Raw genomic sequence first — 25,203 nt, forward strand, 5'->3', positions numbered from 1 at the left:
TGAACCAATTTATTTTTATAATTTTTGCATCAATCCCCAACAGGACATCTAAACCAAATTTACATAGCCAATGGAAGACAGACCACTACATATAGAAAGCCAATTTCTTCAAATCATCCAAAAATGATGTTGTAATTTGTCCTGTCCCCGTCACAAAGCCAAATGGCGCCAATTGAAGACAATTGGCGCCATTTTTTATTTGGTGAGGAGGAATCGAAAGGTATCGAAATTGATTTGAATGGAAATATCACACGATAAGGGAGACACCCAGATTAGAATTCCATCTGATACCATAAATAGCATTATGGCTATTAAATTGAATCTTGAAAAATCTATTCCAAATATTTCAAGTATGGCTTATTTTGACAAATACACGGGTAAACTTTTGAAAATAAGACCTTATGAATCCTTCAGCAATGGCGATAAAATACGACGCTTAATTTACCCAATTCACACAGGGAGCATCTATGGTTATCCTACAAAATTTTTAGCTTTTCTGGTTTGTCTTTTTGCGGCAACATTACCCATTACGGGACTTCTCATCTGGTTAGGAAGAAAGAAAAAAAGCAATTAGTTTTTTTTCTGGAAGTAAAGATAATTAGTTGTTGTATTCATATCTCTTAAGCGTATTTGAGAATTATTAAACTCAAACAATTTCCAGCTAAAATTTAATTTAGAAAGCACTCCTGTACTGAAAACTATTTTTATTTCTCTAACACCATTTTGAACAGAACTTTCCCACTGCCCAGTTTCTGAAATTCCACTTTTTGTGGCAACTGCAGATTTATCTGTTTTAAAAACAAAAGTGTAGCCACTATAATTTGAAGTCTTTACAGTACCATAGTAAAAATAGGGTATTTCCCAAGAACCATTTGTGATAGCTTCTGTAAAATCTAGTGTTACAAGATTGTTTTCGGGACAATAATCTATAGCATATTTAATAGCGTTTTCGAACTCGAGATTATTTGAAATAGTTTTTGCCTGATTATTATAATCTGCAACCGTGATAGGATATTTTAGAGATATATACTGGCTTTCATTTAAATTTTTAATGAAATTAAAAAAGGCCTCGTCACTTACAATCGATTGAGAACTTGCTACTTGATTAACGCTGTTGTAGATATTGATAGTGATAGGATAATTGATATTCAGACCGTTGATTTTGGATAAAAGATCTGGGTAAAGATTCCAATAATCAATTAAAGCATCAAAATCTCCCTGATTTGGAATCAGTTTTTCAATGTAATTATAGTAAACCATTGTTACAGGAAAATCTATTTTTACAATATCATCATCATAGTTGCTTGCATTGGCATTATCCAAAACTTTCTGATAATCGGAAGCGGTATTTACTGCAATTTGTTCATTATTTATTGTAACAGTATATGGGAGTTTTATGGTGCAGTAGCTCGATCCGTCGATCATATTATCTTGTACAGTTCTAACCATAGCAACTCTTTGCAGATAAGTAGTGAGCGGAGAAACAGTAGTAATTGTGCCCTGCGAATTATTGTTTTGTTCGTCTATTTCACTTTGACAAGAAAACAATAACAACAGGAAAACTGCAATTGATAAATATTTTTTCAAAAGGAACATATTTATGTTTTTACAAAGGTAAATAAATTTTAAAAGAAACCATTTTTAATAAACTAACATCAAGGGGTTCATAATTTTCATCTATACTAAATTATCAAAAACCAATAGCATTTTATTACTCAATAAAACAATCATCTTTACTTTTACCCTACTTAAATTAAAAACAAATACTTTTACGCTGAAAAAATTGAAACCCTAAATGCCAGACCAAAATCAATCTAATACTTGTGATGAAATCATTTTTTCGTCTTTCTTCAAAAGTCATGTAAAAGCACTTCGAAATTTTCTTTTTTACAAATTCGGAAACGCAGAACAGGCAGAAGATATAACTCAGGAAGCATTTGTTAAGCTTTGGCAGAACTGCGCTTCTGTACCTTTAGAAAAAGCAAAATCATACCTTTACACCATCGCAAATAATAGCAGCCTCAACCAGATTGCGCACCAGAAAGTGGTTTTGAAATATGAAAAAAACTTCACTGGTTTGGATAAGACAAATGAAAGTCCAGAATATCTCTTGGAAGAAAAACAGTTTCAGGCAAAACTTTTAAAAGCCATCGAAAACTTAAACGAAAAACAGCGCACTGCTTTTTTAATGCACAGAATTGACGGCAAAAAATACAGCGAAATTGCCACGGAGCTTAACATTAGCGTAAAGGCAGTAGAAAAACGCATTCATTTAGCCCTGTTAAGCTTACGCAAAGAAATTGATTTATAAAAAGTAGGGTAAATTTAGTTCTAATTGTTTTAATTAAATAATACGATAAAATGAAAAAAGATCGCTTATTGGCAAAATGGCTCAACGACGAATTATCTCCGGATGAATTGGCAACATTTGAGGCAAGTCCCGATTTTGAAAAATACCAAAGGATAAAAAAATACACCAATCATCTCGAAGTAAGTGATTTGGATGAAAATACTATGTTATCGAATATTTTAAGTCAGAAAAAAATAGCTCCGAAAGTGGTTCCGCTATACAAAAAATGGGCCTTTAGAGCTGCCGCTATCTTTGTTTTGGCTCTTGGAATTACGTTTGCAATGAAAGTGTTTGTGCCTCAAACTGAAACTGCCGATCTTGGAAAAAAGACTGCTTTCTCACTGCCCGACAATTCTGAAGTGGTTTTAAATTCAGGTTCTGAAATACACTATAAAAAGTGGAATTGGGACAACAACAGACATTTGGCACTAAAAGGAGAAGCTTATTTTAAAGTTGCAAAAGGCAGAAAATTTGAAGTGCAGACCAATCTTGGAAAAGTAACTGTTTTAGGAACGCAATTTAATGTTAAAGCCAGAAAAAATAGATTTGATGTTGTCTGTTATGAAGGCCGTGTCAAAGTAAATTATAACAACATTCAAGTTTTATTAACTCATGGACAAAGCGTTCGTTTTGAGAATGGAAAACAGATCAAAATGACTGTAAGTTCATCAAAGCCGGAATGGATGGATAACCAGATATCTTTCTATAAAGAAAACATAAGAACAATTTTAGATGAAGTTGAAAGGCAATACAATATTAAAATCGATTTAAACGCTAAAGATACCATCTCCCTATTTACAGGAAAATTACCTGCAAAAGATCTCAATACCGCTTTGCAGATTATTGGTACGACTTATCATTTAGAAGCTAGAAAAGTTTCTAACAATAAAATAATTTTTGACGAAAAATAAATGTTCCGCCCCAAACAATTTCATTTTTTGTTTTTCCTCTTTTTCCTTGTCCTGAATCTTTTTGCTCAGGACAAAGAAAAAGTGATGCCCATTAAAAAAATAATAACTGATATTGAAGAACAATATGGCGTGAGCTTTAATTATACCGAAGATAATATTGAAGGTCTCGAATTAAATCCTCCTAAGAAATCATTTTCTTTAGAACAAAAACTGGAATATCTTGAAAAAAGAACCCATTTATCCTTTGAAAATATAGGCAACAAATTCATCAACATCTATAAAAAAGATACTGTTTTAAAGATGATTTGTGGCTATGTCTTATCTTCCATAGATAAAAAGCCTATTGAAAATGCCAACATTATTTTAAACAATAAAAACCATTTTATAACTGATTCAGAAGGTTATTTTGAGTTTAACAAGGAAAACAAAAATACTTTTGTAATTAGTCACGTTGGTTTTGCTTCAAAAAGAATTACAGCAGGAAATGCAAAGGCAAAAGATTGCATTCAAATCCTTTTAGATCCTGAAATTACAGAATTGCACGAAATTAAAACGAATGCGATTTTGGCTTCGGGCATTTCAAAAAACACTGATGGATCTCTTGAAATTAAGCCTAAAAAATTTGGTATCCTTCCCGGCCTTATTGAACCCGATGCGTTGCAAACCATGCAGCAGATTCCGGGTGTAAACAGTTTGGATGAAAGCGTTTCAAGCATTAATGTTCGCGGTGGTACGCACGATCAGAATTTGTTTTTGTGGAATGGAATACGAATGTTTCAAACGGGACATTTTTTTGGTTTAATATCCGTTTTCAATCCAAATCTTGGGCATACCATTTCCATCTATAAAAACGGAAGTTCTGCCTTTTATGGAGAAAGCGTTTCAAGCGTAGTTGCTATTTCTTCTACTCCAGAAAAAGCAGAAAAAAACTCTTTCAGCGCAGGAATCAACATGATTAATGCTGATGTTTATGGAAAGTATAATCTTTCTAAAAAAAGTTACATCGAAATTTCGGCGCGCAAATCGATTACCGATTTTGTTGAAACTCCTACTTATAAAGAATATTTCAATAAAGTATTTCAAAACACGACAATAACAGATTTTTCGCAGAATCAAAATCTTAATTATAAAAGTGATAAAAAATTTGGCTTTTATGACGCTACTATAAAATATGCGCAAAAAATTGGCAGCAAAGATCAAATCATACTTGATTTAATAACAATAAAAGACAATTTGGAAGTTACTAAAAGTGCCGCTTCATACAATATAAATAAAGCACAAGATAATATTTTACGCCAGCAGAATTATGGCGGAAATTTGTCTTGGAAAAGAAACTGGAACAGCTTCAACACAACCAAAATTAATATCTACAATTCTTCCTATGAACTTCTAGCTGATCAAAAGTCAGTTTATGAAAACCAAACTGTTATTCAAGAGAATACGGTCAATAACAATGGTGTAAATTTAGAAAACAATCATATCCTAAACGCTAAATTTAGTTTTAGTGATGGTTATCAATTTAATGAAATTGGTATTACTAATTTAGAACAGGTAACTAATCCTGATTTTTATCGTAAAGTAAAAGACGTATTAAGGACACACGCTTTAATTTTAGAAGGAAAATATAACGATACCATTTCTCGAATATATTTTAAGGGCGGAATGCGGTTAAATTATATTGAAAAATTTAAAAAGTACATTGCAGAACCAAGACTTCAATTGGGTTACGGAATAAGCAAAAGCCTTAATTTAGAATTGCTTGGCGAACTCAAAAGCCAAAACTCCCAGCAGATTATTGATTTGCAGAAAGATTATTTTGGTATTGAAAAAAGACGCTGGATTGTCTCAAATAATGGCTCAATTCCGATACAAAAGAGCAGACAGTTATCTTTAAACTTATTTTATAAAAAAAACGACTGGCTTTTGGACATCGAAAACTTTTATAAAAAAGTAACCGGAATAACTACTGCTAGTCAAGGTTTTCAGAATCAGCTGGAATTTGTTAGAACTACTGGCGGTTACGAAATTTGGGGAACAGAAATGTTGGTTCAGAAAAAAATAAATCACTTTCTTACGTGGTTAAGTTACACTTACAATGAAAATAATTATAATTTTCCGAATTATGAATATCCTCGTTTTCCAAACAACTTTGAGCTCACACATACTTTGTCTTGGGCAGGTATTTATGAGAAGAATAACTTCAAAATTGCTTTAGGAACAAAATGGTCTTCCGGAAGACCAAAAACATCTCCAGACTTATCTCAAATTGATCTTTCTAATCCTGTTTTGGTTTACAACAAACCCAATAACAGCAATCTGAATGTATTTTATCAGGTTAATTTTTCGTCGACTTACAAGTGGGAAACCGAAAGCGGAATTCAATACAAAATAGGAATCTCAATCTTAAATATCCTAAACAGAAGAAATGAAATCAGCGAATATTATAGAATTAACTCTTTAACCAATTCTATAGAAGAAGTGGATACTTTCTCTTTGCAAAGAACTCCAAATCTGAGTTTTAGAGTTTCATTTTAACCCGTTGGGTACAATTAATTCAAACGCATAGAAACATAGATTTACGATACCCACAAAGGCGTTTCACTTTATTAAAACAAACATAGTTGGCTATGTGTTAGAAACTGGTTTCTTTTTAATCCCTTTTTTTTTTAAATAAAATCTATGTTTCTATGTGTTGAAAAGAAAAACAATGAATTGTACCCAATAGGTTCATTTTAATATCCTTTCTACAAGAGTTTTAAAGCTCTAATTCTTCCTTTTTACTTTTTTTTCAAAAAATTACAATTCTTTGGTAGGGTAATCTGCGCCAAGGCTGTTTCACTATAGAATCACCATTTGATTTGAAACAGTTTTAAAGTATGAATACACAAGAAAATGCATCAGATAATAAGCGTCAGATCAGGTTTGCGTCAAAATGCAAATCTGAAATAGTGCCCATTATGGATGCTCTTTACATCATTAACGGGAAATGGAGAATTCCAATAATTCTAACACTTATGGAAGGCAACAAACGGTTTTCTGAAATACAGAAAGAATTCCAGAAAATTACCTCCAAAGTTTTAGCAGATGAGTTAAAAGAAATGGAACTAAACGGATTTGTTGAAAAGAAAACAGATGATCAAAGCCGCGCTAAAACCGAGTATCAATTGACAGATTACAGTTCATCGCTTGAACCTATAATTAAAGCATTGCGAAATTTTGGAATTCAGCATCGAAAAAAAATCCGTGATGAAAGCCATCAGATAAAAAAAAGCGCTGACTGACTATTATTATTATCACCAATACAAACCAAATATGAAAAGAAAAAAAACAGCAATTATAACTGCGGTATTACTGTTAATGGTCTCTGCCGGAATTTATTTTTATTACGGAATAATATTTAAAGAAGCCCGAAATATAGAATCAGAAGCTCCAGATTTTAGCATAACGGCAAAAAAACTACTTGAAGATTACAACGTAGATCCTAAAAAAGCAGATTCACTATACCTCAATAAAACTATTGAAATAACAGGTCAAGTGACCAAAGAAACCGACTCTGCAATTATACTTGAAAATACCGTCTTCTGTCTTTTTAAAGAAAAACTGAAAGTCAAATTGATGGATAATAAAACTACCATTAAAGGCAAATGCATTGGTTATGACGAACTATTTATGGAAGTCAAAATAGATCAATGCAGCATTAAATAAACCAAACAAATAACAATTAATTTATGAAGAAAATTCTAGTTCCGTTCTGCCTGTTTTTAGTTACGCTGGCCTACTCTCAGGATGATTTACTGAAAAGTCTTGATTCTACTCAAGTAGAAGAAAGTTACTCTACAGCAACTTTTAAAGCTTTACAGCTTGTAACGCTGCAGACCACAAAAATGCCTGCTAAAAAAGAGTTTTATTTTGTGGTTTCGCATCGTTTTGGAACTGTAAAAGATGGTTTTGACAGTTTTTTTGGCCTTGATAATGCTACCACAAAACTTGGAGGAATTTATGGTGTTACAGACTGGCTATCTGTCAGCCTTTCGAGACATACTTTAAACAAAATGTATGAAACAGGATTAAAGTACAGATTAGCAAGACAAAATGATAATTTTCCGCTGGATATTGTTGGGTATAGTGTTGCAGATATCAATACTTTTTTAGAAAAAGACCAATATCCTGGTTTAGAATTTAAGCACCGATTGACGTATGTGCAGCAGGTTTTAATTTCTAGAAAAATCAGCGAGAAATTCTCATTAGAGTTAGTGCCATCTTTTATACACAAAAACCTTTACAATCCTGATATCGAAAGAGACAATCAGTTTTCTTTTGGCGGTGGCGGACGCTATAAAATCACGAAAAGGTTATCTGTCAATTTAGAATACATGCACAATTTTGACAAACCCGACTTTTATAAAAATCCTTTGTCTGTAGGTCTTGATGTAGAAACTGGCGGACACGTATTTCAATTAATTTTTACCAATTCACAATCTATGAGTGAGAGCGGATACCTTACTAATGCCTCTGGAGACTGGGGTAAAGGAGATTTCTTCTTTGGCTTTAACCTTTACAGAGTATTCTAATAATTAAAACAATAAATCATGAAAAAAACAATCTTACTTACAATTTTATTGGCTGCATTTGCAAGCTGTAGTGATTCTGATACCTATGAGGATATCGAAACACCACCTACTACACCAACAAATCCAACAAACCCGACGAACCCAACAAATCCGACAACTGCGGTTACTTACAATAAAGATGTAAAATCTATTATTGACGCCAACTGCGTAAGCTGCCACTCAAGCGGAAGGTCTGCAGCTTTTAGACCGCTGACTACTTTTGCTCAAGTAAAAGCTGCCGTAGAAAGTGCCGGATTATTAGGGAGAATCCAGCTTCAAAACGGCCAGCAAGGGCTTATGCCTCAAGGCGGAAGAATGGCTCAGGCTAATATTGATCTAATTGTGAAATGGAACGCCGATGGTCTAAAAGAAAATTAATTATTATGAAAAAATCATTCCTAAATTTCTTTGCATTATTGCTCGTTATGGTTGCAAATACAAGTGGATTTGCGCAAAAACTAATTACAAAAACTGGGAATATAAAATTTCAAGCTTCAATGCCTTCTTACGAAGAAGTTGCAGCCGAAAGCAAATCAGTATCAGCAGTTCTGGATCAGACAACAGGAGATTTTGCGAGTTTGGTTCTTATAAAAGGTTTTCGATTTAAAGTAGCTTTAATGGAGGAGCACTTTAATGAAAATTATATGGAATCAGAAAAATTTCCGAAAGCAACATTCAAAGGTAAAATAGAAGATTTTGATAGTTCTAAAATTACAAGTTCTCCTAAAAATTTTACACTAAAAGGAGATCTTACTATTCATGGAAAAACAAAAGCTGTCTCAGTGATTGTAAAAATTTCCAAAGCTCCAAACGGTGTCAATGCTATTGGCACATTTGAAGCAAAACCAGAAGATTTTGATATTGAAATACCAAGTCTTGTGAGAAAGAAAATTGCTGACAAAATAAAGATTAATTACAATTTTTTATTAGCTAAATAATCCCATTCAAAAGAATTTTAAACATGACTAATGTTCTAGAGGCCGGTAAATTGATTACGCCGGTCTCTTTTTTTAACCTTAAATCACATTAAAATGATCTGTAAAAATTATGTTGTTACTGGTGAAGATGTAAATGATTATATGATTATGGAAGATGCCGCATACATCTCCTATACGATCCGATTGTTATACCATTTTTTATTTTACAATGGTTTTTCCAAAGAAAAACTTAATTATATGCATTTAGGTTTACAGGAAGGAAATCATGAATTAATCATCTATAAAAACCTGATGTTTACAGAACATTTTTTTGTTGAAATGAAGCATTGTTACATAGCGGATAAAATCAATATTAAAAGCTGTTTTTTTAACTCAAATAACGAGTGTTGTGCAGAAGTTACAAAAGAAGTAAAATGGTTTGACCCAATTAGTAAAGAAGTTGTTACAACACCTAAACAAATTCTTAGACATTTTTATCCGAAAATGTAAAATCTAGCGCATCTTCCTCATTTATTTGCTTCCGAGTTTTATACTATTACGATAAAAGCCTAATATCTAAAAGATATCAGGCTTTACTTCAAAAAACGGGTATTAAAATAAGTAATTAAAACTTAAACAAAATCCCATGCATTTAATAAAATTCGGATTTTAAAAATAGATAAGACCTCCTATAAGCGATATTAAACTTATTGCTGTTAACAAGGCCAATTGCAAGAATTTTGTTTTAAACAACTCCTATTTCATATAAATTTCATAAAAGTTAAATTTTCATTTTTAACATCATCTTTTCAATTCTGGAAAATGAAATTTCGGGATTAGCTCCAGGAGATTCAGCCACTAATGCACCAACTGCGCAGGCAAAATCAATTGAATACTGAGGTTCTCTTTCGGTTAATAATGAAGTTATCAAAGCGGCAAGAAATGAATCTCCGGCACCAACGGTATCAGCAACTTCAATTGGATAACCGTTGTTTTCGTAAATTTTTCCTTCCCATAATAATAAAGCGCCGTGTTTACCTTTTGTTACACACATTGCAGTAGCTTTTGTTTTTTCTTCAATAAAAGCCATATTTTCTTCCAGACTTTCAAAAGGAGAATTCATCGCTTTTGCAATTTCAAGCAATTCTTCATCATTAAACTTAATAAAATCAGCCGATTGCATAAGCTGATTCAGGATTCCATACGTATAATGTGGTTTTCTTAAATTCACATCAAATACCTTATAAACATCATATTGAAGCAACTGTTCTAAAGCATTTCTCGAAACATTGTCACGACAAACCAAGCTTCCGTAAATCAAAACATCAGCCGATTTTACAGTTGTTTTAGCCAAATCATTCAATTCAATTTTATCCCAGGCAGACGGATAACTGATTTCATAAGTTGCCGATCCACGCTCATTTAAGGTAACGTTGACCAAACCAGTCGGAAAATCTTCAGAAACTACAATTGTATCCGTTTCAAGTCCCAGTTTTTTTACCTGATTTTTTATTGCTTTTCCGTCTTCATCATTTCCTACACAGCTTATCATGGCCACGTCGCAACCCAGCGTTTTCATGCGTAAGGCAACATTCAATGGTGCTCCGCCAATTTTTTTTTCATTGGCAAAAACATCCCAAAGTACCTCTCCATATGCCATCGCCTTAAGGTTTTTTCCGTTATTCATTCTAAAATATTTTATTATTAGTTTTTATTCAGGTTGCGTAATCTGAAGATTTGAGATTGTGCTCGTTTGTCCTTCAGCAATTAAGCCCCATTTATTTTTGTCTCTTCCGTAAATGCGGTTGGTAAGTGCTGCTTTTCCGTTGATGCAAACTACGACAACACTTCCTTCGGCAATTATTTCAACATCATATTTTACATTTGTCTGAAATACAAATGGCAAACGCGTTACTTCCTGTGAAGCCGAGTTGTAACCGCTTATTTTACTATTAGCAATATCCAAAACCACTTTATAATAACTTCCTGTATCATTGGTATGAAAAACAAATCCAGTTGTTCCACTAGCTTTCGCTAAAGTAACTTCGGCTTTTATTTTGACTTTCTTTCCAACGCTTTTAAAAGTAACCATTGCTTTTTCTGTTTCTCCCGTTAAAGAATAAGTTCCATTATTGGCTGTTGCATTAGATGAAATTGCATCTACTTCTGCAGTAGTATTCTTTTTCGAAAATAAATCCTTAACCGATTTCGGCGACTGAGTTCCTAAAGTTCCATCTGAATTCTGAGTTAATTCATGAATGACCATATTTCCTGCCCAATCTTTATTTCCTAAATCATTATCAGGCGTTTTTCTGGCATTCCATCCAAAAACATATCTTTTATTTCCGTCAGAAGCTGTTTTTCCGGCATAAAAATATTCTCCATCGATTCTGTCATTTTCCGGTTTTGTCCAAGGGCCATTTATAGATGATGAAATTCTGTAATGCGTTCCTTTATTGCCACTCCAATTCTCAGAAAAAATTAAATACCAATTGCTTCCCATTTTGAAAATATCCGCACATTCCATCATCAGATAATTATCTTCAGGAGTTGTGGTATAAATTGGAGCTTCGACATTCCATTTTCCTGATGCAGGATCTGCGCTTGTAAAATGCAACAAAACGGCTTTTCTTCCCGGTTCTGTCTGCGTGCTTACTAACATGGAATATTTTTTCAATTCATCATTATAAAACACATGCGGATCTCTGAAATCATAATTGTAGTAGCCCGCTGGAGCTGTAATTTTAAAAGATGGAACTTTTGTCCAATTTTTCAAATCACTGCTTGTGGCACACAACACACTTTCTCTGGCATTGGACTGAACAAAAGCCGGATTTTCATTGTGTCCTGTGTAATAGAAATAATAAAGATTGCCTACTTTGACAACTGATCCTGTGCCAATAGCAAAATCAGGTTCAAGAGTTGTACCATACGGAATAGTCTGGCCTTCATAAGTAAAATGTGCCAAATCTGTGCTTTGATATTCATGAATATCATGAAATCCTTTTCCGATAGGTTTATTCTGAGCATCATGCAGAAAATAAATATGAAATTTTCCGTTATCGAAAAAAGGCATAATATCTCCCGTATAACCTGCGCTGTAATAGGGATCATTTGCACCCATCCATTGCGCCGGTGGTACAGGAAAAACACTTGCTATTTCAGAATTCCCTCCCGAAATCGAACCTCCAATATACGTTTCATCCTGACTGCATGAAGCCAGTGAAAAGAAAACGAAGGCGATTGTTATTATATTTCTATATTTCATTTTATTAAATTCAAAGTGATTTATTTTGCCGCTAGATAATTGATACTGTTTTGCGTCAATAGTCTGATGTTTGTTATAAACTCATTGGCCTGACTTGGCACTCCGCTGCTATTGGTTTCATTGTACCAATCGTAAGCTCCCATAGAAATAACAATTACATTTTTATTTGTACTTGTATTTGGAAATTCTGCAATGGTAACTCTTCCGTTCAGTTCATTATCCCAGGCTTCACTTGCCAGATTGGTTCCTCCTGTTTGGTTTCTCCAACCTTCTCCATTATTGTAGCCTCCCCATTCCGGTAAAAACCACCACGCTGTATGGTTTAATCTGAAAGTTCCGCTTTGTAGTAAATTGGCTTTTCCTGCTTCATAAGTAGTTAAACCCTGAAAGATTGGATGACCTTCATGACCAACGAATGACATTCCCCATGAATTACCGTCTACAAATCCATTTGGAGGAAAATCTCCAAAAACATTATTTGGTCCTTTTCCTGACGGAACAATTCCTAAAGCATCTACATATTGCGAAGCAAAAGATGTCAAAAGAAAGTTTCCTCCATTTGTTCTGAAATTTTTCAAAGCGTTTGTAACCGCAGGATTATAAGCCACAGAAGGTAAATTTGCAGCCGAATCAAAGTGCCACCAAATCACATCGATATCACTTAAATCGGCACCGTTTTGTATACTTTCGAAAGAAATATATTTAGCTCCTGGGAAACTATCAAACAACCAGTTTGAAGCTGTAACTTCATCCATATTTGTGATTCCAGATCTTATAGCGGCAGTTCCTAAAAATGCAACGGTTAATCCAGTAACCGGAACTCCAACATTTGCCGTATAATTAACACTTTTTCCGTTTGATGTTATTACAAAAGTGACTGCGTTTGTAAAATCAACGGTTGCTCCTGAAGCAGGTGAAATTGTAACACCAGCTGTTAGTTCAATTACTGGTTTCAATGCTGTTAAATCTGTATTTTCTGGAAGCGTCATATTGATGGTTTTGCTAATGTCGTTTACCGTTGCTGCAACGCCATTAATCTTAAAACTCTTAATCGGACTCAAAATGGTTGTTGTTACCGTATAATCTTTATATAAATTACCATTAACCACTCTGAATTTTACCGGATTTGTAAAATTCCTAGCCGAATTTAATTCCGGATTTGATGTTGCCCCTTCTACAAAGACAACTTCCGGTTTTATTGATGTTATGTCAGATCCGTAAGGCATTACAACAGTAATTTTTCCTGCTGCCTGATCAATGCTTCCTGCAACTCCGTTAAGTTTGAATGAAAGTACATTTGAAGGCGAGCTTACATCAAATCCGCCAGTTTCAAAACTATTCTCGCAGGCAGTAATCATAAAAATCATTGCCAATACTATAGACATTTTAGTCCAATATTTATTTAAAGCTTTTTTCATATTGCTGATTCTTTAAAGATTAATAACCTGGATTTTGTTTGTACAATCCCTGACTGAAATTAATCTGCTTCAGCGGAATTGGACAATACTCCTCTTTGTGTGCATCAAAAAAGGCATCTTGATAATAGGTACGTTTTGTTTTTTCTTTTGCATAAAAATCATTCATAACCTGATCTGTAATTCCCCAACGAACAAGATCGAAGAATCTGCTTCCTTCCATCGCCAATTCTAAACGGCGTTCCCAACGCAAAGCTTTACGGGCAAAATCCTGTGTCCAGTTGCAGTTGCTTCCATCCACATACGTATTGATTTTGAAGTTGCTCACATAAGGCAGTCTTCCTGTACTTTGCGCTGCTCTTTCTCTGATTTCATTGATTAGCGGTAAAGCTTCTGATTGTCTTCCTAATTCAATCAAAGCTTCGGCACGCATCAAAATCACATCAGCATAGCGAATTTGGATTCTGTTTTTTGAATTTCCGTAAAACGGATCAATATTTACGACACAGCTGCAATTTGGGGCAACATTTTCTTTTAAAGAAGCAAAATAACCATACGTTCCCGGAGATCGTACCCAAGCTTCAACATATAGGAATTCTGGGTCATATTTATAAGGCAGACCCGGCATCGCTACTGTATGGTATAATCTGGGATCGACGGTGTTGGCAGCTAAATTTTTATAATCAAAATCCTGATCGTTATAGGTATCAAATTCCGGTAAACCGTTTGTTCCGGTTTTAAAAGCATTCACTAGATTCTGGCTTGGTTTATGAAAATCACAGCATCCTAAACCTTGCGGTGTAGAAAGAACATCTGAAAAATTCAGTCTTCCGTATAGTGTCCCGTCATTATCTGAAAACTGAATCGAAAAAATAGATTCAGGTCCATTCTCATAAGTTCCCGGCAGGAAGTTGTTGGCAAAATCAGGTTCTAAGGAAGCTTTCCCGATTACTTTATCGGTTGCTGCAATTACTTCCTGCAAATGCTGTTGACTGATTCCCGTTACTTTGAATGTTTCATCCTGTGTATATGCTTGATACAATCTCGTTTTTGCCAAATAAGCATAAGCCGCTTTTTTAGTAGCGCGCCCTACTTCTGGCTGAGCATCAGGTAAATTTTCAGCTGCAGCCTGAAAATCTTCTGCGATTTTGCTCCAAAGCTCTTCATTTGAAAGCGATGTATTCGAAATCGTTTTGTATTCCTCTACAGGAATATCCTCGGTAATATAAGGCACATTTCTAAACATGATTTTAAGCATAAAGTAAAAATGCCCTCTCAAAAAACGCATTTCAGCCATACGTATTTTTTTCAGCGGATAATCTGCCTCAGAGATTTGCTCCAAGGCTTTCAAGGCTTTATTGGCTCTTGAAACCCCTACATAACTGATGTACCAGAAATTATCTAATTCCCCAAAATCTGGACGTATGTTATTTGAAACTTCAAAAAAGTGAAAATCCTGAATATCATTTGTACCGCTTCCGCCTTTGTAGGCATCATCTGAACGAACATTTCCAAACGGCCATAAACTGTAGGGAGAATCGTAATGATCATTTCCTAACTGTGCATAAGCTGCATTCATAAATCCTTCAACCGACTGCGGTGTAACAATATCTTCTTCTGACAACACACCACGCGGATCATTTTCTAAAAAATCGGAACAGGAAGCGAATAAACCTATCACTGCAAATCCTGCTATATATAGTATTTTTTTCATTTTTAAATCTTTTATTATAAAGTAAAATTAAGACCAGCAGTAAAAGTTGTCGGCTGAGGATAACCAAAACCTGCATTTTCCGGATCAACTCCTGTGAAGCTTTTCGCATCGATAATCAATAAATTTTGACCGCTGATATAAAACCTGAAACTTTCCATGCTTAGTTTTTTCAGTAAATCTTTTGGCAGGCTATAGCCAAATTGCAAAACTCTAAGTTTCAAATAACTTCCGTTTTCTACATAATAAGTTGAAAATCTAGATTCTGCATTTCTGTCAACTGTTGTCAGTGCCGGAATAGTTGAATTTGGATTATCCAAAGACCAGGCATTCAGCAAACGTGTTCCTTTATTTGACCCAACATCATCAACACTCCAGAAATCAGTCTGGTATTTTGTGTTGTTAATCACATCGACGTCAGTTGCACCTTCCCAAAAAGTGGTAAAATCAAAGTTTTTATAAGATAAGTTTAAATTGATTCCGTACAACAATCCCGGATTCGGATTTCCTATCCACGTACGGTCTTTATCTGTAATTGTTCCGTCGCCATTTAAGTCTTTGTAACGAATTCTTCCAAGTCCTTTTCCTTCCTGAATTGCCGAGTTGTCTACCTGATCCTGACTTGTAAATAATCCGTCAGTAACATAACCGTACATCGAATTAATTGGTCGTCCTAAAATATTATCATCCAGTCCGTCGCCGCCGTAATTGTTTTTAACTTCATCCGGCAATTTTGTAATCCTGTTTTTATTTGCCGAAATGTTTCCGGAAATATCATATTTCAATCCAAATGAAGTTTCATCATGATAACCTAAAGAAAACTCCCAACCTTTATTTTCCATAGACGCTCCGTTTACCCAACGGTTTCCTCCTTCTCCAATAACTCCTAAATAAGGTGGCAATACCAAAATATCATCTGTTTTTTTGATATAATAATCTATAGATCCGCTTAATTTTTGTTTGAATAAACCAAAGTCCAAACCAATGTTGGTTTGTGTAGTCGTTTCCCATTTCAAATCATCATTTCCTGATTGCGTTGCGATAAAACCAGACGGAAGCAATCCGTTTCCGTTTCCTGCAATATCGTAAGCTGTTCCGTAAGACGTTGCCCAAGTTGGACTTCCGCCTGCGTAACTTGCCAGATAAAGCGAATAAACTGCCGTATTACTGATTTCCTGATTTCCGGTTTGTCCCCAGCCCGCTCTTAATTTCAAATCAGAAAAAACTGGAGCACTATTTTTAATGAAGTTTTCATTGCTGATTCTCCATCCCGCTGAAACTGCCGGAAATGTTCCGAATTGATTGTTTTTTCCAAAACGAGAAGAACCATCACGACGAATTGTAGCCGAAACCAAATAACGATTATCAAACTCGTAATCTGCTTTTCCAAAATAAGAAAGCAAAGAATATACAGTCGAAGTTCCGCTGGTAAAAGATTCTCCTGTTCCTGCATCTGGATACATGTAGTCTGGCGTTTCGATCAAAAAGTCATTTTTACGTAGCGTATTTGTATCATAAGTGTCTTTGTACATCTCCGTTCCCGCCATCAAATTCAGATTGCTTTTCCCAAAGTTTAAGCTATAAATTGCTGTATTTGTCCAAGTCCATTTATCACTGATTGACTGATCGATAGTTACAGAAGTCTGATCGTTTTGCAGATAACCCGATTTGTAGCTTCTTTGTAACGTGCGTTTTTTATAAAAACCATAATCCATTCCGAAACTGGTTTTGATGTGTAGATTTTTAATGATTTCCAAATCCGCGTAAGCGTTACCAAAAAGGCGCAAATAATCGTATTTGTTATCTTTATTATATTCTAAAAGACGAACCGGATTTTGTCTGTCGTTCATTCCTCCGACAGGTCCTCCCCAACCAATTCCGTCTACCGTATGCACCGGAATAATTGGCAAAGCTCTCAATGCAGGATCTAAAACGCCCGGATCTGTCACTTCGTTCGTGCGGTTTAGACTGAAGTTTTCTCCGATAACTAATTTGCCATTAAAATATTTGTAAGAACTATTCATTCGGGCAGATATTCTTTCAAAATCTGTTGTTTTTACAACACCTTCATTTCCATAATAACCTAACGAGAAAACATAATTTCCTTTATCAGAAGCATTCGAAACTGATAAATCATAAGAATTGGCAACTCCAGTTTGAGAAATCGCATCGTACCAGTCCGTATTTGAAGCTTTTATGGTTTGTTCTGCATCTAAATATTCCGGAACCAAAACTTTATTCAATTGCGGCTTATTATTATTTACCGACCAGTCAAACTGATAGCGCAAATTATTATTATTCGGATTTAAACCGTCGTTGATATTGGCCTGCCAAAGTGCCTGCCCAAATTGGTTTGCATTAAGAACATTCAATTTTCTTGAATAATCAGAAAAAGAAGCATAAGTGCTGAAATTGATTCTCATTTTACCTTCTTTTCCTTTTTTGGTTGTAATGATAATAACACCGTTTGAAGCTCGGGAACCGTAAATACTTGCTGACGAAGCATCTTTCAAAACCTGAATGGTTTCAATATCATTCGGGTTCAGTTCATGCATTCCCGATTTTGTAGGCATTCCGTCAATTACATAAAGCGGATCTGTGTTGTTTAAAGTTCCAACACCGCGAATCACCACTTTGGTATTTCCACCGCTTGGCGAACCATCCGACGATACCTTTACTCCAGCAATTCTTCCTTGTAAAGCTTTTATAGGGTTTGGTTCTGGCTGTTTCATGACTTCCTTCATGTTTACAACAGCAACCGCTCCTGTAATATCCGTTTTCTTTTGTTTTGAATATCCCGTTACAACAACTTCATTCAATTGATTGTTGTCAACTTTTAGTGTTATATTGATTGTTTTTTGCCCTTTAACAGAGATCGATTGCGGGGCGTATCCTATAAAAGAAACTACAAGCACAGCATCTGAAGCAACATCTGGGAAAGAAAAATTTCCGTCAAAATCGGTTGCCGAACTGATATTTGTACCTGAAATAATTACTGTCGCTCCAGGAAGCGGCATTCCGTCATCAGACGAAATTACCGTTCCTTTAATTCCGTTTTCCTGCGCCGTCATCATCAGCATCGGAAAGAAGAAAAATAGAAAATATATAATCTTACTTTTCATAAAATAATGGTTTTGGTTTATATTTAATTGGTTAATTATGTAGTTAGTATTTCGCTTGCGATAAGCATCCGATAATTTTCAGAACAAGGCATAAAAAGTCAGAAAGAAAAATCTTTCGAGTTTTTTCAAGCCTTCACAGTTATTTCTTCACTAAAGAAAAAGTGTTTTGCTATTCTCTTTTAATGACTTTTAAAAAAATTTAATTCTTGAATTTTAAAATTGTTTACCTCTATTTTCTCTTGTGAAGAAATAGAAAGAGCTGAAAATGGTTTGTTTAGAAAAAAGATTTCCGTCATCACTTTTTCGCCATTGTTATAAAAGATTTCGATTGAAGTTTTATCCAAAATAATTTTAAAAGCGGCGCTTTTTTGGCTTCCTCCCAAAAATGCTTTACTCACTGGTGACGCAAACTTATCTGAAAAATCAACTTTACCAGCTTTTGAACGATCAACAAATAAATAATTTTCTTTGTTGTTTAAACCGAAACTTAAAGATTCGCCATCTAAATTAGAAAGTGTAAAAGTGTAATCGCACTGTTTTAATTTTTTTAAATCTAAACTAATTATGCTTTTAGTCAAATCATTAAAACCATCTTTAACCAATGTTAAATTTCCTTTTCCGTTCAAACTCTTGGCAGTAATAGTTTCAGCAACATAATTATTTAATTCTCGTACTGGCATACTGACCAAATTATAATTGCCATCATTTTTTACCAATTTCAATTCACGCGGAATCGTGGTACTGCTTCTCCATGTCGTTGTTGGAACCTGTTGTGCATATTCCCAGTTTGACATCCATCCGATAAACAATCTTCTTCCGTCTGAAGTTGGAACATTATTCCAGGTCACTCCTGCATAATTATCTTTTCCATAATCTGCCCAGACTGCTTTTTCGTTATTTACCCTTTCAGCAAAAGTAGCGTCTATTGTAAAAGTTTTGCCATCAAAATCTCCAACAAAATATTGAACTCCGGAACCTCCGTTTGGTCCACCCGGATTAAGGTTTACGATTAAAACCCATTTTGTTTCTTTTGTTCCTTCTACTTTTATTTCGAAGAAATCAGGACATTCCCAAACACCGCCGTGAGCACCAATGTTTTTTCCAAATTCAGATGTAAATTCCCAGTTTTTCAGATTCGATGATTTGTAAAACTGTATTCGATCCTGCGCTGCCAAAGCCATAATCCATTGTTTGTGAGTTTCATCCCAAGATACTTTTGGATCACGAAAATCTCTAATTCCAGGGTTTTTCACGACAGGATTTCCTTCCTCAAATTTCTGCCATGTAAAACCGTTATCATTAGAAAAAGCAATATCCTGCTGTTCCACATCAATTTTGCCTGCTTTCTCCTTTGTCATATCATGCAACGTATAAATGGCAATAATCGGAGCTGTTTTTCCTGTTCCTAATCCAGATGTGTTCTGGGTGTCGACAACGGCACTTCCTGAAAATATATATTTGTCTTTATCTGGGTAAAGCGCAATTGGTTGTTCTTCCCATTTGATTAAATCTTTAGAAATGGCATGTCCCCAATGCATTGGTCCCCATGTGTTTCCATCAGGATAATGCTGGTAAAACAAATGATAATACCCATTGGCGAAGAACATTCCGTTAGGATCGTTCATCCAGCCTTTTTTTGGCGTAAAATGAAAATTTGGTCGATACATTTGTTCTTCCGCGGTGTTCGATACAGTTACGGCAGAAGTTTGTGCAGTTGCAGAAAACGGTTTTAATCCTACTATCGACAGTAAGGCAGCACTATAAAGAGCTAACGGCAGATGTTTCTTTGATTTCATTTTTGTGGTTATTTTTTTTAGTTAGTGTTTCGCTTAAAGCTTCTAAAGAGATTCCTTTTGTTTCCGGCATCAGAAAAATTACAAACAACAGCTGCAGTACCATCATCAATGTAAAAATAAGGAATACAACTTCGGGTCCGATTTCTGAAAACAACATCGGAATTAAAGACGGAATAATCGCTGCCAAAACCCAATGTACTGAACTTCCGAATGCTTGTCCAGATGCGCGAATATGATTTGGGAATATTTCTGAAATAAAAACCCAAATGACCGCGCCCTGACCAATTGCATGTGAAGCAATGAAAAGGAAAAGGAAAATAGGAACTGATAAACCTCCCCAATTGTAATAAAAAGAAGCCGATACTAATCCGAGTGAAATAATATATCCGACAGAACCAATGTACATTAACAACTTTCTTCCTAATTTGTCAATTAATGCCACACCAATTAAGGTGAAAATAAGATTTGTAACTCCAATTCCGATACTGCTTAACAACGCTGTATTTTGTCCTAAGCCGGCTTCTTCAAAAATTCTTGGCGCATAATATAGAAATGCATTAATTCCTGAAAACTGATTGAAAAAGGCTATTAAGAAAGCCAGAATCAAAGGAAAGCGGTATTTCTTCATGAAAATGTTTTCGTGTTTGGTAACACCGTTTTCACGGGAATCGTCTATCAAGTCTGAAATATTTGCAGACGGATCAATGTTATATAAAACTTTACGAGCTTCTTCGTCACGATTTTTAGACAAAAGCCATCTCGGACTTTCAGGAATTGACAAAATAAACAGAATATAAATTAGAGAAGGAATTGCCTGAACGCCAATCATCCATCTCCAGGCATTTTCTCCAATATCTTTAAGAAAATAATTAGAGATAAAGGCAATCAAAATTCCTAATACAATATTAAACTGATACAAAGCTACCAATCTCCCTCTTTTGTCTGCCGGAGCAATTTCTGATACATAAGCGGGAGCAGCAATAGTAGAAGCGCCAACTCCTAAACCACCAATAAATCTAAAGGCAGCAAAAACAAAAGGATCGTTGGCAAAAGCAGCACCAATTGCAGAAGCAAAGTATAAAATGCCAATCCAGAACAGCGTTTTTTTACGTCCTATTTTATTTGTTGGGATTCCTCCAAAGATTGCACCAACTACAGTTCCCCATAATGCCATTGCCATAACAACTGAACCATGAAAGGCATCTGAAGAGTGCCACAGAAGCTGTAATTGTTTATCAGCTCCAGAAATAACTACGGTATCAAAACCGAAAAGAAAACCTGCCAGTGCAGCAGTAACAGACCAAATCAATATCTTATTCATTGTACATGTATTAAAAACTTGTTGCTAAGATATCTGCAAAAAAAACAACTTATTTTTAATGATGTTACAATTTATTTCTATAAATATTGACAGTTTAGCATTTCAAACCCAAAACCTTTATTTACAAGGTTTTACACAAATTAAAAAACTTTTACGAAAACCTTGTAGTTTCGATTTTGTTACATAACCTTCAAAATTGATACTTTAAAAGAAACAATTTCAAAGACAAATTAGCTGGACGTTTTGTATTCTTTAGGAGAAATTCCAAATTTATTCTTAAAAGCTGTAGAAAAATAGTTTGGCGAAGAGAAACCTAGCGAGTAGGCAATTTCAGAAATATTCATTTCATTTGACTTCAAAAGCTCCGCGGCTTTCTCTAATTTGACATTATTAATATGATCGCTAATATTAATTCCGATAATTGCTTTCACTTTTCTATACAGCTGAACTCTCGAAACGCCCAATTTATCCGCCAAATCTTCAACTGAAAACTTTGGATTTTCGACATTCTTTTTAATAATGTCATTCATTTTGGTAATAAATGACTGTTCCTGATTGCCAAATTTAGATTCAGGTTCAACTCTGTAAATATTATTGGTATAATAATAGCGCAGTTTTTCTCTGTTGAAAAGCAAACTCGATAAGGATTGTTTTAGAATTGAAAGACTAAATGGTTTTGTCAAATACTGGTCTACTCCACTCTGCAAGCCTTTTAAAACAGATTCTTTGTTACTTTGTGCCGTTAGAATTATAATTGGAATATGAGAGGAACGAAGATCTTTCTTTAGCTCTTTGCTGATTTCGTAACCGTCTTTGTCTACCAAATTAATGTCGCAGATAATAATATCCGGAATAATTTCCAACGCTTTTTCAATCGCATCGCTTCCATCAGAATTATAAACTACATATTCATTAGACAGTTTTGCTTTTAGAAAATTAACCAAATCTACATTGTCTTCAATAATTAGCAGCGAGTGTTTTTCAGCATCTGAAATCGTATTTGATTCTTTTAAATCGGGTTCTATGTTTAAATTATCGGTAATTAAATTCGGAATACTGGTTAGGCTTTCTACTTTCTGAATAATTTCACCAGGCTGCAAATGACTGTTTCCTTTTAATAAAGTAATCACAAATTCGCTGCCTTGTCTAGATTTCAGTTCAATAGTTCCCTGATGCAAAAGCACAAACTCTTTAGACAAATGCAAACCAATTCCTGAACTGTTTTTATTATTATTTGAAGCCCTGAAAAATGGATCAAAAACATTTGAAAGCTCATCGTCAGGAATTCCAATTCCGGAATCTTTAAAATGTATCTTTACGGTATTATCTTGATTTTCGACAATTGAAATACTAATTTTTCCATTGTCCGGCGTAAATTTAAAGGCATTTGACAATAAATTGAAATACACTTTATCCATTAATCCACGGTCAATAAACAATTCCAGATTTTTGTTTTTACAGCTTAATTGAAAATCAATATTTCTTCGGGCGGCTTCACCTTTAAAGTTTGCCATGACTTCATTTGTGAAATCGTAAATTTTTGTATTCGAAGCCCTCAGCGTAAATTTTTGCTCTTCAATTTTCCTGAAATCCAGTAATTGATTGATCAAACGCAGTAGTCTGTTTGAGTTTTTGTGAATCAGTTTTACTTCCTCAATCAATGCAGTTCCTTTAATTTTTTCATTTTCGATTAAAGACTCCACGTAACTCATTATTAGCGTAATTGGCGTTTTAAATTCATGCGAAAGTCCGGTGAAGAAATTCAGTTTTGCTTCATTGCTTTTAGCTGCAATTTGTGCCATTTCCTGAATTTCATTGTTCTGGTCAATTACTGTTTGATTGATTCTTTCTAGTTGTTTTTTCTTTTTTGAAATCGAAATGGTAGAATAAATACTGTAAATCGTTAAGCTCAAAATAATGACAAGAAAAAAGCTAAGCAATCTTACCAAATTATTCTGCGAAGCATATTCTCTTTCCTGAACTTTAATAGCACCTTGCTGTGATTCGATTACCAATTGCTGTTGATCGACTTTATCCATTTGGTTTTCGATAATTTCAGCATTGTTTTTATCAATAACAATCGTATTTAAGATATTGTTTCTGGAAATTGATTCTTTGTTGTACATTTTCAATGCCAATTTTAGAGCCTCGTTTCCTCCGGTTGGATATAAAATCGTTCCATCAAGAACGCCGCTTTTTACCAGCTCAATTCCACCGTTTACTGAATTTAAGGCGTCAACACCAATAAACTTTATTTTCTTTTCAAGTCCCAGGGTTTTAGCAGTTTCCCAAGCGCTTAAAGCCATTCGGTCGTTATGAGCAAAAATATATTCAATATTCGGATTTTGTAGAAGAATTGCTTTCAAAGGCGCTTTAACCGATTCTTTTTCCCAATCGCCCTGAATGGTTTTTACAATCTTAAAACGCTTATTTTCATTGATAATCTGATTGAAACCAAGTGTTCTTTCGTACGCCGGAGATGATCCACTGGCTCCTGTAATTTCTATAACATTGCCAGAACCTTTACTGTGCGAGATAATGTAACGGCCGGCAATTCGTCCAATTTCAATATTATCCGCTCCGAGATAAGCTGTGTAGCTTTCTCCTTCAATTTTTCGATCTACAACAAGAACTGGAATTCCAGCTTTAATGGATTTTTCGACAACTGCCGTTAAAGGTTTGGATTGAATTGGCGATACAATAATAACATCTACTCTATTAGAAATAAAACGCTCGATATCTTCGATTTGCTTATCGACATTATTATTAGCGTCTTTGATTGTCAAATCGACTTCAGGTCGTAAAGAAGCTTCAATTTTTATTGAACTATTCATTTGCTTGCGCCAATCGTCAGTCGTCATCGCCTGTGAGAAACCAACTCTAATTTTGTCACCCTGTTTTTGTTTACAGGATATTAAACTTAAAGATGCCAAAATGAGCATCAAAATATATTTTACAAATTGATACATGAAATTTTGAGTTTTGTAAATAAAAAATAAGCATTTAAAAATGCATTCTTTAATCTTGTTTGTCTAAATAATTAGGAAGGATTATTTTTTAAATGACAAGCCGGAAAAGGTGTATAGTTTAAAAAGTAAAATTAAACTTTTATTTCATGTACACAAATGAGCAAACAATATATCTAATGCGAAATAATAAAAATACTAATATTCATTTAATCAAATTAGAATTCAAATAGATTTTCCCATGAATCCCCGACAGGACATCTAAACCAAATTTACAAAGCCAATGAAAGACAGACACTACATATAGTAAGCCAATCTCTTCAAATCATCCAAAAAAGATGTTGTAATTTGTCCCGTCGAGGTCACTCAGCCAAATGGCGCCAATTGAAGACAATTGGTGCCATTTTTTATTTAAGCTCAATAAATACGCTAACTTTGAATCATTGTTGTTTTAATTTTAACTCTTTAAAGTAATAGTAAATTGCACCAGGCGTATATATTTATATAAAAAATTGCGCAAATAGCTGATTTACCCTTCGATAACTTTACAGGATTAGAACAACCCACAATTAACTCTAATTATGGCATTATTATATCGTAGTTTTTTCTAATTACCGTCCAATTTCATAAAATGAAATCTCATTTTTAAAATGGTCTAATATTTCAAAATTATTTGAATTTCATTCTCTCCTTTTTTCAAATATAATTGCTGCACGATTGAAACAATAAATTGTTTTATTAAAAGGAAGGTGAATTGCAATTTATTCATCCTGAGAAAGGAATATTTCTGATTTGAAATGATGATGCCGAATACCT

At 34.4% G+C, this 25,203-nt stretch carries 19 protein-coding genes; 10 read left to right on the forward strand and 9 right to left on the reverse strand.

The features are described 5' to 3' along the window. Positions 1-238 precede the first annotated feature (238 nt). The gene (locus RB618_RS17625; RefSeq protein ID WP_308069953.1) at positions 239-574 is read left to right on the forward strand and encodes a PepSY-associated TM helix domain-containing protein; all 336 of its coding nucleotides are present in this window, start codon (positions 239-241) and stop codon (positions 572-574) included. Here RB618_RS17625 and RB618_RS17630 read toward each other — a convergent pair. Then, on the reverse strand, positions 571-1,596 hold the full coding sequence (locus RB618_RS17630) for a hypothetical protein (protein ID WP_308069954.1): 1,026 nt from the start codon (positions 1,594-1,596) through the stop codon (positions 571-573). The two genes, RB618_RS17625 and RB618_RS17630, sit on opposite strands and share 4 nt — an antisense overlap. Positions 1,597-1,795: 199 nt before the next feature. Between RB618_RS17630 and RB618_RS17635 the strand changes: the two genes are divergently transcribed. From RB618_RS17635 to RB618_RS17675, 9 genes are all read left to right on the forward strand, one after another. Continuing rightward, on the forward strand, positions 1,796-2,311 hold the full coding sequence (locus tag RB618_RS17635; RefSeq protein ID WP_308069955.1) for an RNA polymerase sigma-70 factor: 516 nt from the start codon (positions 1,796-1,798) through the stop codon (positions 2,309-2,311). 50 nt (positions 2,312-2,361) lie between these two features. Beyond that, on the forward strand, positions 2,362-3,261 hold the full coding sequence (locus RB618_RS17640; RefSeq protein ID WP_308069956.1) for a FecR family protein: 900 nt from the start codon (positions 2,362-2,364) through the stop codon (positions 3,259-3,261). An 84-nt stretch (positions 3,262-3,345) separates the two neighbouring features. Then, positions 3,346-5,796 carry a TonB-dependent receptor gene (locus RB618_RS17645; RefSeq protein WP_308069957.1) on the forward strand — a complete coding sequence of 817 codons (2,451 nt, stop codon included), beginning with the start codon at positions 3,346-3,348 and terminating at the stop codon, positions 5,794-5,796. Between the two features lie 341 nt (positions 5,797-6,137). Then, entirely contained in the window at positions 6,138-6,542 is a 405-nt protein-coding gene (locus RB618_RS17650) for a helix-turn-helix domain-containing protein (RefSeq protein ID WP_308069958.1), read from the forward strand. A 31-nt stretch (positions 6,543-6,573) separates the two neighbouring features. Then, entirely contained in the window at positions 6,574-6,966 is a 393-nt protein-coding gene (locus tag RB618_RS17655; protein WP_308069959.1) for a hypothetical protein, read from the forward strand. A 23-nt stretch (positions 6,967-6,989) separates the two neighbouring features. Beyond that, a complete protein-coding gene (locus tag RB618_RS17660; protein WP_308069960.1) occupies positions 6,990-7,832 on the forward strand; it encodes a DUF5777 family beta-barrel protein in 843 nt (280 codons plus the stop codon). A gap of 18 nt (positions 7,833-7,850) precedes the next feature. Beyond that, positions 7,851-8,249, forward strand: coding sequence for a cytochrome c (locus RB618_RS17665; protein ID WP_308069961.1), 399 nt, complete (start codon positions 7,851-7,853; stop codon positions 8,247-8,249). 5 nt (positions 8,250-8,254) lie between these two features. Beyond that, entirely contained in the window at positions 8,255-8,809 is a 555-nt protein-coding gene (locus tag RB618_RS17670; protein ID WP_308069963.1) for a YceI family protein, read from the forward strand. A 93-nt stretch (positions 8,810-8,902) separates the two neighbouring features. After that, on the forward strand, positions 8,903-9,298 hold the full coding sequence (locus RB618_RS17675) for a hypothetical protein (RefSeq protein WP_308069964.1): 396 nt from the start codon (positions 8,903-8,905) through the stop codon (positions 9,296-9,298). Positions 9,299-9,569: 271 nt separating this feature from the next. Here the strand turns inward: RB618_RS17675 and RB618_RS17680 are convergent, their stop codons facing one another. The 8 genes from RB618_RS17680 to RB618_RS17715 all read right to left on the reverse strand — a co-directional run bounded on the left by RB618_RS17680 (position 9,570) and on the right by RB618_RS17715 (position 24,390). Then, entirely contained in the window at positions 9,570-10,475 is a 906-nt protein-coding gene (locus tag RB618_RS17680; protein ID WP_308069965.1) for a carbohydrate kinase, read from the reverse strand. 24 nt (positions 10,476-10,499) lie between these two features. Next, positions 10,500-12,056, reverse strand: a complete 1,557-nt coding sequence (locus RB618_RS17685) for a glycoside hydrolase family 32 protein (RefSeq protein WP_308069966.1) — start codon at positions 12,054-12,056, stop codon at positions 10,500-10,502. Positions 12,057-12,076: 20 nt separating this feature from the next. Then, the gene (locus RB618_RS17690) at positions 12,077-13,474 is read right to left on the reverse strand and encodes a DUF4960 domain-containing protein (RefSeq protein ID WP_308069967.1); all 1,398 of its coding nucleotides are present in this window, start codon (positions 13,472-13,474) and stop codon (positions 12,077-12,079) included. 19 nt (positions 13,475-13,493) lie between these two features. Beyond that, positions 13,494-15,185: a RagB/SusD family nutrient uptake outer membrane protein gene (locus tag RB618_RS17695; protein ID WP_308069968.1), complete on the reverse strand. Its 1,692-nt coding sequence runs from the start codon at positions 15,183-15,185 to the stop codon at positions 13,494-13,496. 14 nt (positions 15,186-15,199) lie between these two features. Beyond that, positions 15,200-18,304 carry a TonB-dependent receptor gene (locus tag RB618_RS17700; RefSeq protein WP_308069969.1) on the reverse strand — a complete coding sequence of 1,035 codons (3,105 nt, stop codon included), beginning with the start codon at positions 18,302-18,304 and terminating at the stop codon, positions 15,200-15,202. 179 nt (positions 18,305-18,483) lie between these two features. Beyond that, complete coding sequence (locus RB618_RS17705; protein ID WP_308069970.1) at positions 18,484-20,100, reverse strand: glycoside hydrolase family 32 protein; 1,617 nt, start codon at positions 20,098-20,100, stop codon at positions 18,484-18,486. After that, positions 20,063-21,421 carry a sugar porter family MFS transporter gene (locus RB618_RS17710; protein ID WP_308069971.1) on the reverse strand — a complete coding sequence of 453 codons (1,359 nt, stop codon included), beginning with the start codon at positions 21,419-21,421 and terminating at the stop codon, positions 20,063-20,065. The genes RB618_RS17705 and RB618_RS17710 overlap by 38 nt, the downstream gene beginning before the upstream one ends. A 230-nt stretch (positions 21,422-21,651) precedes the next feature. Then, positions 21,652-24,390 carry a substrate-binding domain-containing protein gene (locus RB618_RS17715; protein ID WP_308069972.1) on the reverse strand — a complete coding sequence of 913 codons (2,739 nt, stop codon included), beginning with the start codon at positions 24,388-24,390 and terminating at the stop codon, positions 21,652-21,654. Positions 24,391-25,203: the final 813 nt, after the last annotated feature.

The organism is Flavobacterium sp. LHD-85, from assembly GCF_030929595.1.
GTDB lineage: Bacteria > Bacteroidota > Bacteroidia > Flavobacteriales > Flavobacteriaceae > Flavobacterium.

Coding starts and splice junctions, on each gene's coding strand:
- RB618_RS17625 (WP_308069953.1), top strand. CDS start 239: ATGGAAATATCACACGATAAGGGAGACACCCAGATTAGAATTCCATCT.
- RB618_RS17630 (WP_308069954.1), bottom strand. CDS start 1,596: ATGTTCCTTTTGAAAAAATATTTATCAATTGCAGTTTTCCTGTTGTTA.
- RB618_RS17635 (WP_308069955.1), top strand. CDS start 1,796: ATGCCAGACCAAAATCAATCTAATACTTGTGATGAAATCATTTTTTCG.
- RB618_RS17640 (WP_308069956.1), top strand. CDS start 2,362: ATGAAAAAAGATCGCTTATTGGCAAAATGGCTCAACGACGAATTATCT.
- RB618_RS17645 (WP_308069957.1), top strand. CDS start 3,346: ATGCCCATTAAAAAAATAATAACTGATATTGAAGAACAATATGGCGTG.
- RB618_RS17650 (WP_308069958.1), top strand. CDS start 6,138: ATGAATACACAAGAAAATGCATCAGATAATAAGCGTCAGATCAGGTTT.
- RB618_RS17655 (WP_308069959.1), top strand. CDS start 6,574: ATGAAAAGAAAAAAAACAGCAATTATAACTGCGGTATTACTGTTAATG.
- RB618_RS17660 (WP_308069960.1), top strand. CDS start 6,990: ATGAAGAAAATTCTAGTTCCGTTCTGCCTGTTTTTAGTTACGCTGGCC.
- RB618_RS17665 (WP_308069961.1), top strand. CDS start 7,851: ATGAAAAAAACAATCTTACTTACAATTTTATTGGCTGCATTTGCAAGC.
- RB618_RS17670 (WP_308069963.1), top strand. CDS start 8,255: ATGAAAAAATCATTCCTAAATTTCTTTGCATTATTGCTCGTTATGGTT.
- RB618_RS17675 (WP_308069964.1), top strand. CDS start 8,903: ATGATCTGTAAAAATTATGTTGTTACTGGTGAAGATGTAAATGATTAT.
- RB618_RS17680 (WP_308069965.1), bottom strand. CDS start 10,475: ATGAATAACGGAAAAAACCTTAAGGCGATGGCATATGGAGAGGTACTT.
- RB618_RS17685 (WP_308069966.1), bottom strand. CDS start 12,056: ATGAAATATAGAAATATAATAACAATCGCCTTCGTTTTCTTTTCACTG.
- RB618_RS17690 (WP_308069967.1), bottom strand. CDS start 13,474: ATGAAAAAAGCTTTAAATAAATATTGGACTAAAATGTCTATAGTATTG.
- RB618_RS17695 (WP_308069968.1), bottom strand. CDS start 15,185: ATGAAAAAAATACTATATATAGCAGGATTTGCAGTGATAGGTTTATTC.
- RB618_RS17700 (WP_308069969.1), bottom strand. CDS start 18,304: ATGAAAAGTAAGATTATATATTTTCTATTTTTCTTCTTTCCGATGCTG.
- RB618_RS17705 (WP_308069970.1), bottom strand. CDS start 20,100: ATGAAATCAAAGAAACATCTGCCGTTAGCTCTTTATAGTGCTGCCTTA.
- RB618_RS17710 (WP_308069971.1), bottom strand. CDS start 21,421: ATGAATAAGATATTGATTTGGTCTGTTACTGCTGCACTGGCAGGTTTT.
- RB618_RS17715 (WP_308069972.1), bottom strand. CDS start 24,390: ATGTATCAATTTGTAAAATATATTTTGATGCTCATTTTGGCATCTTTA.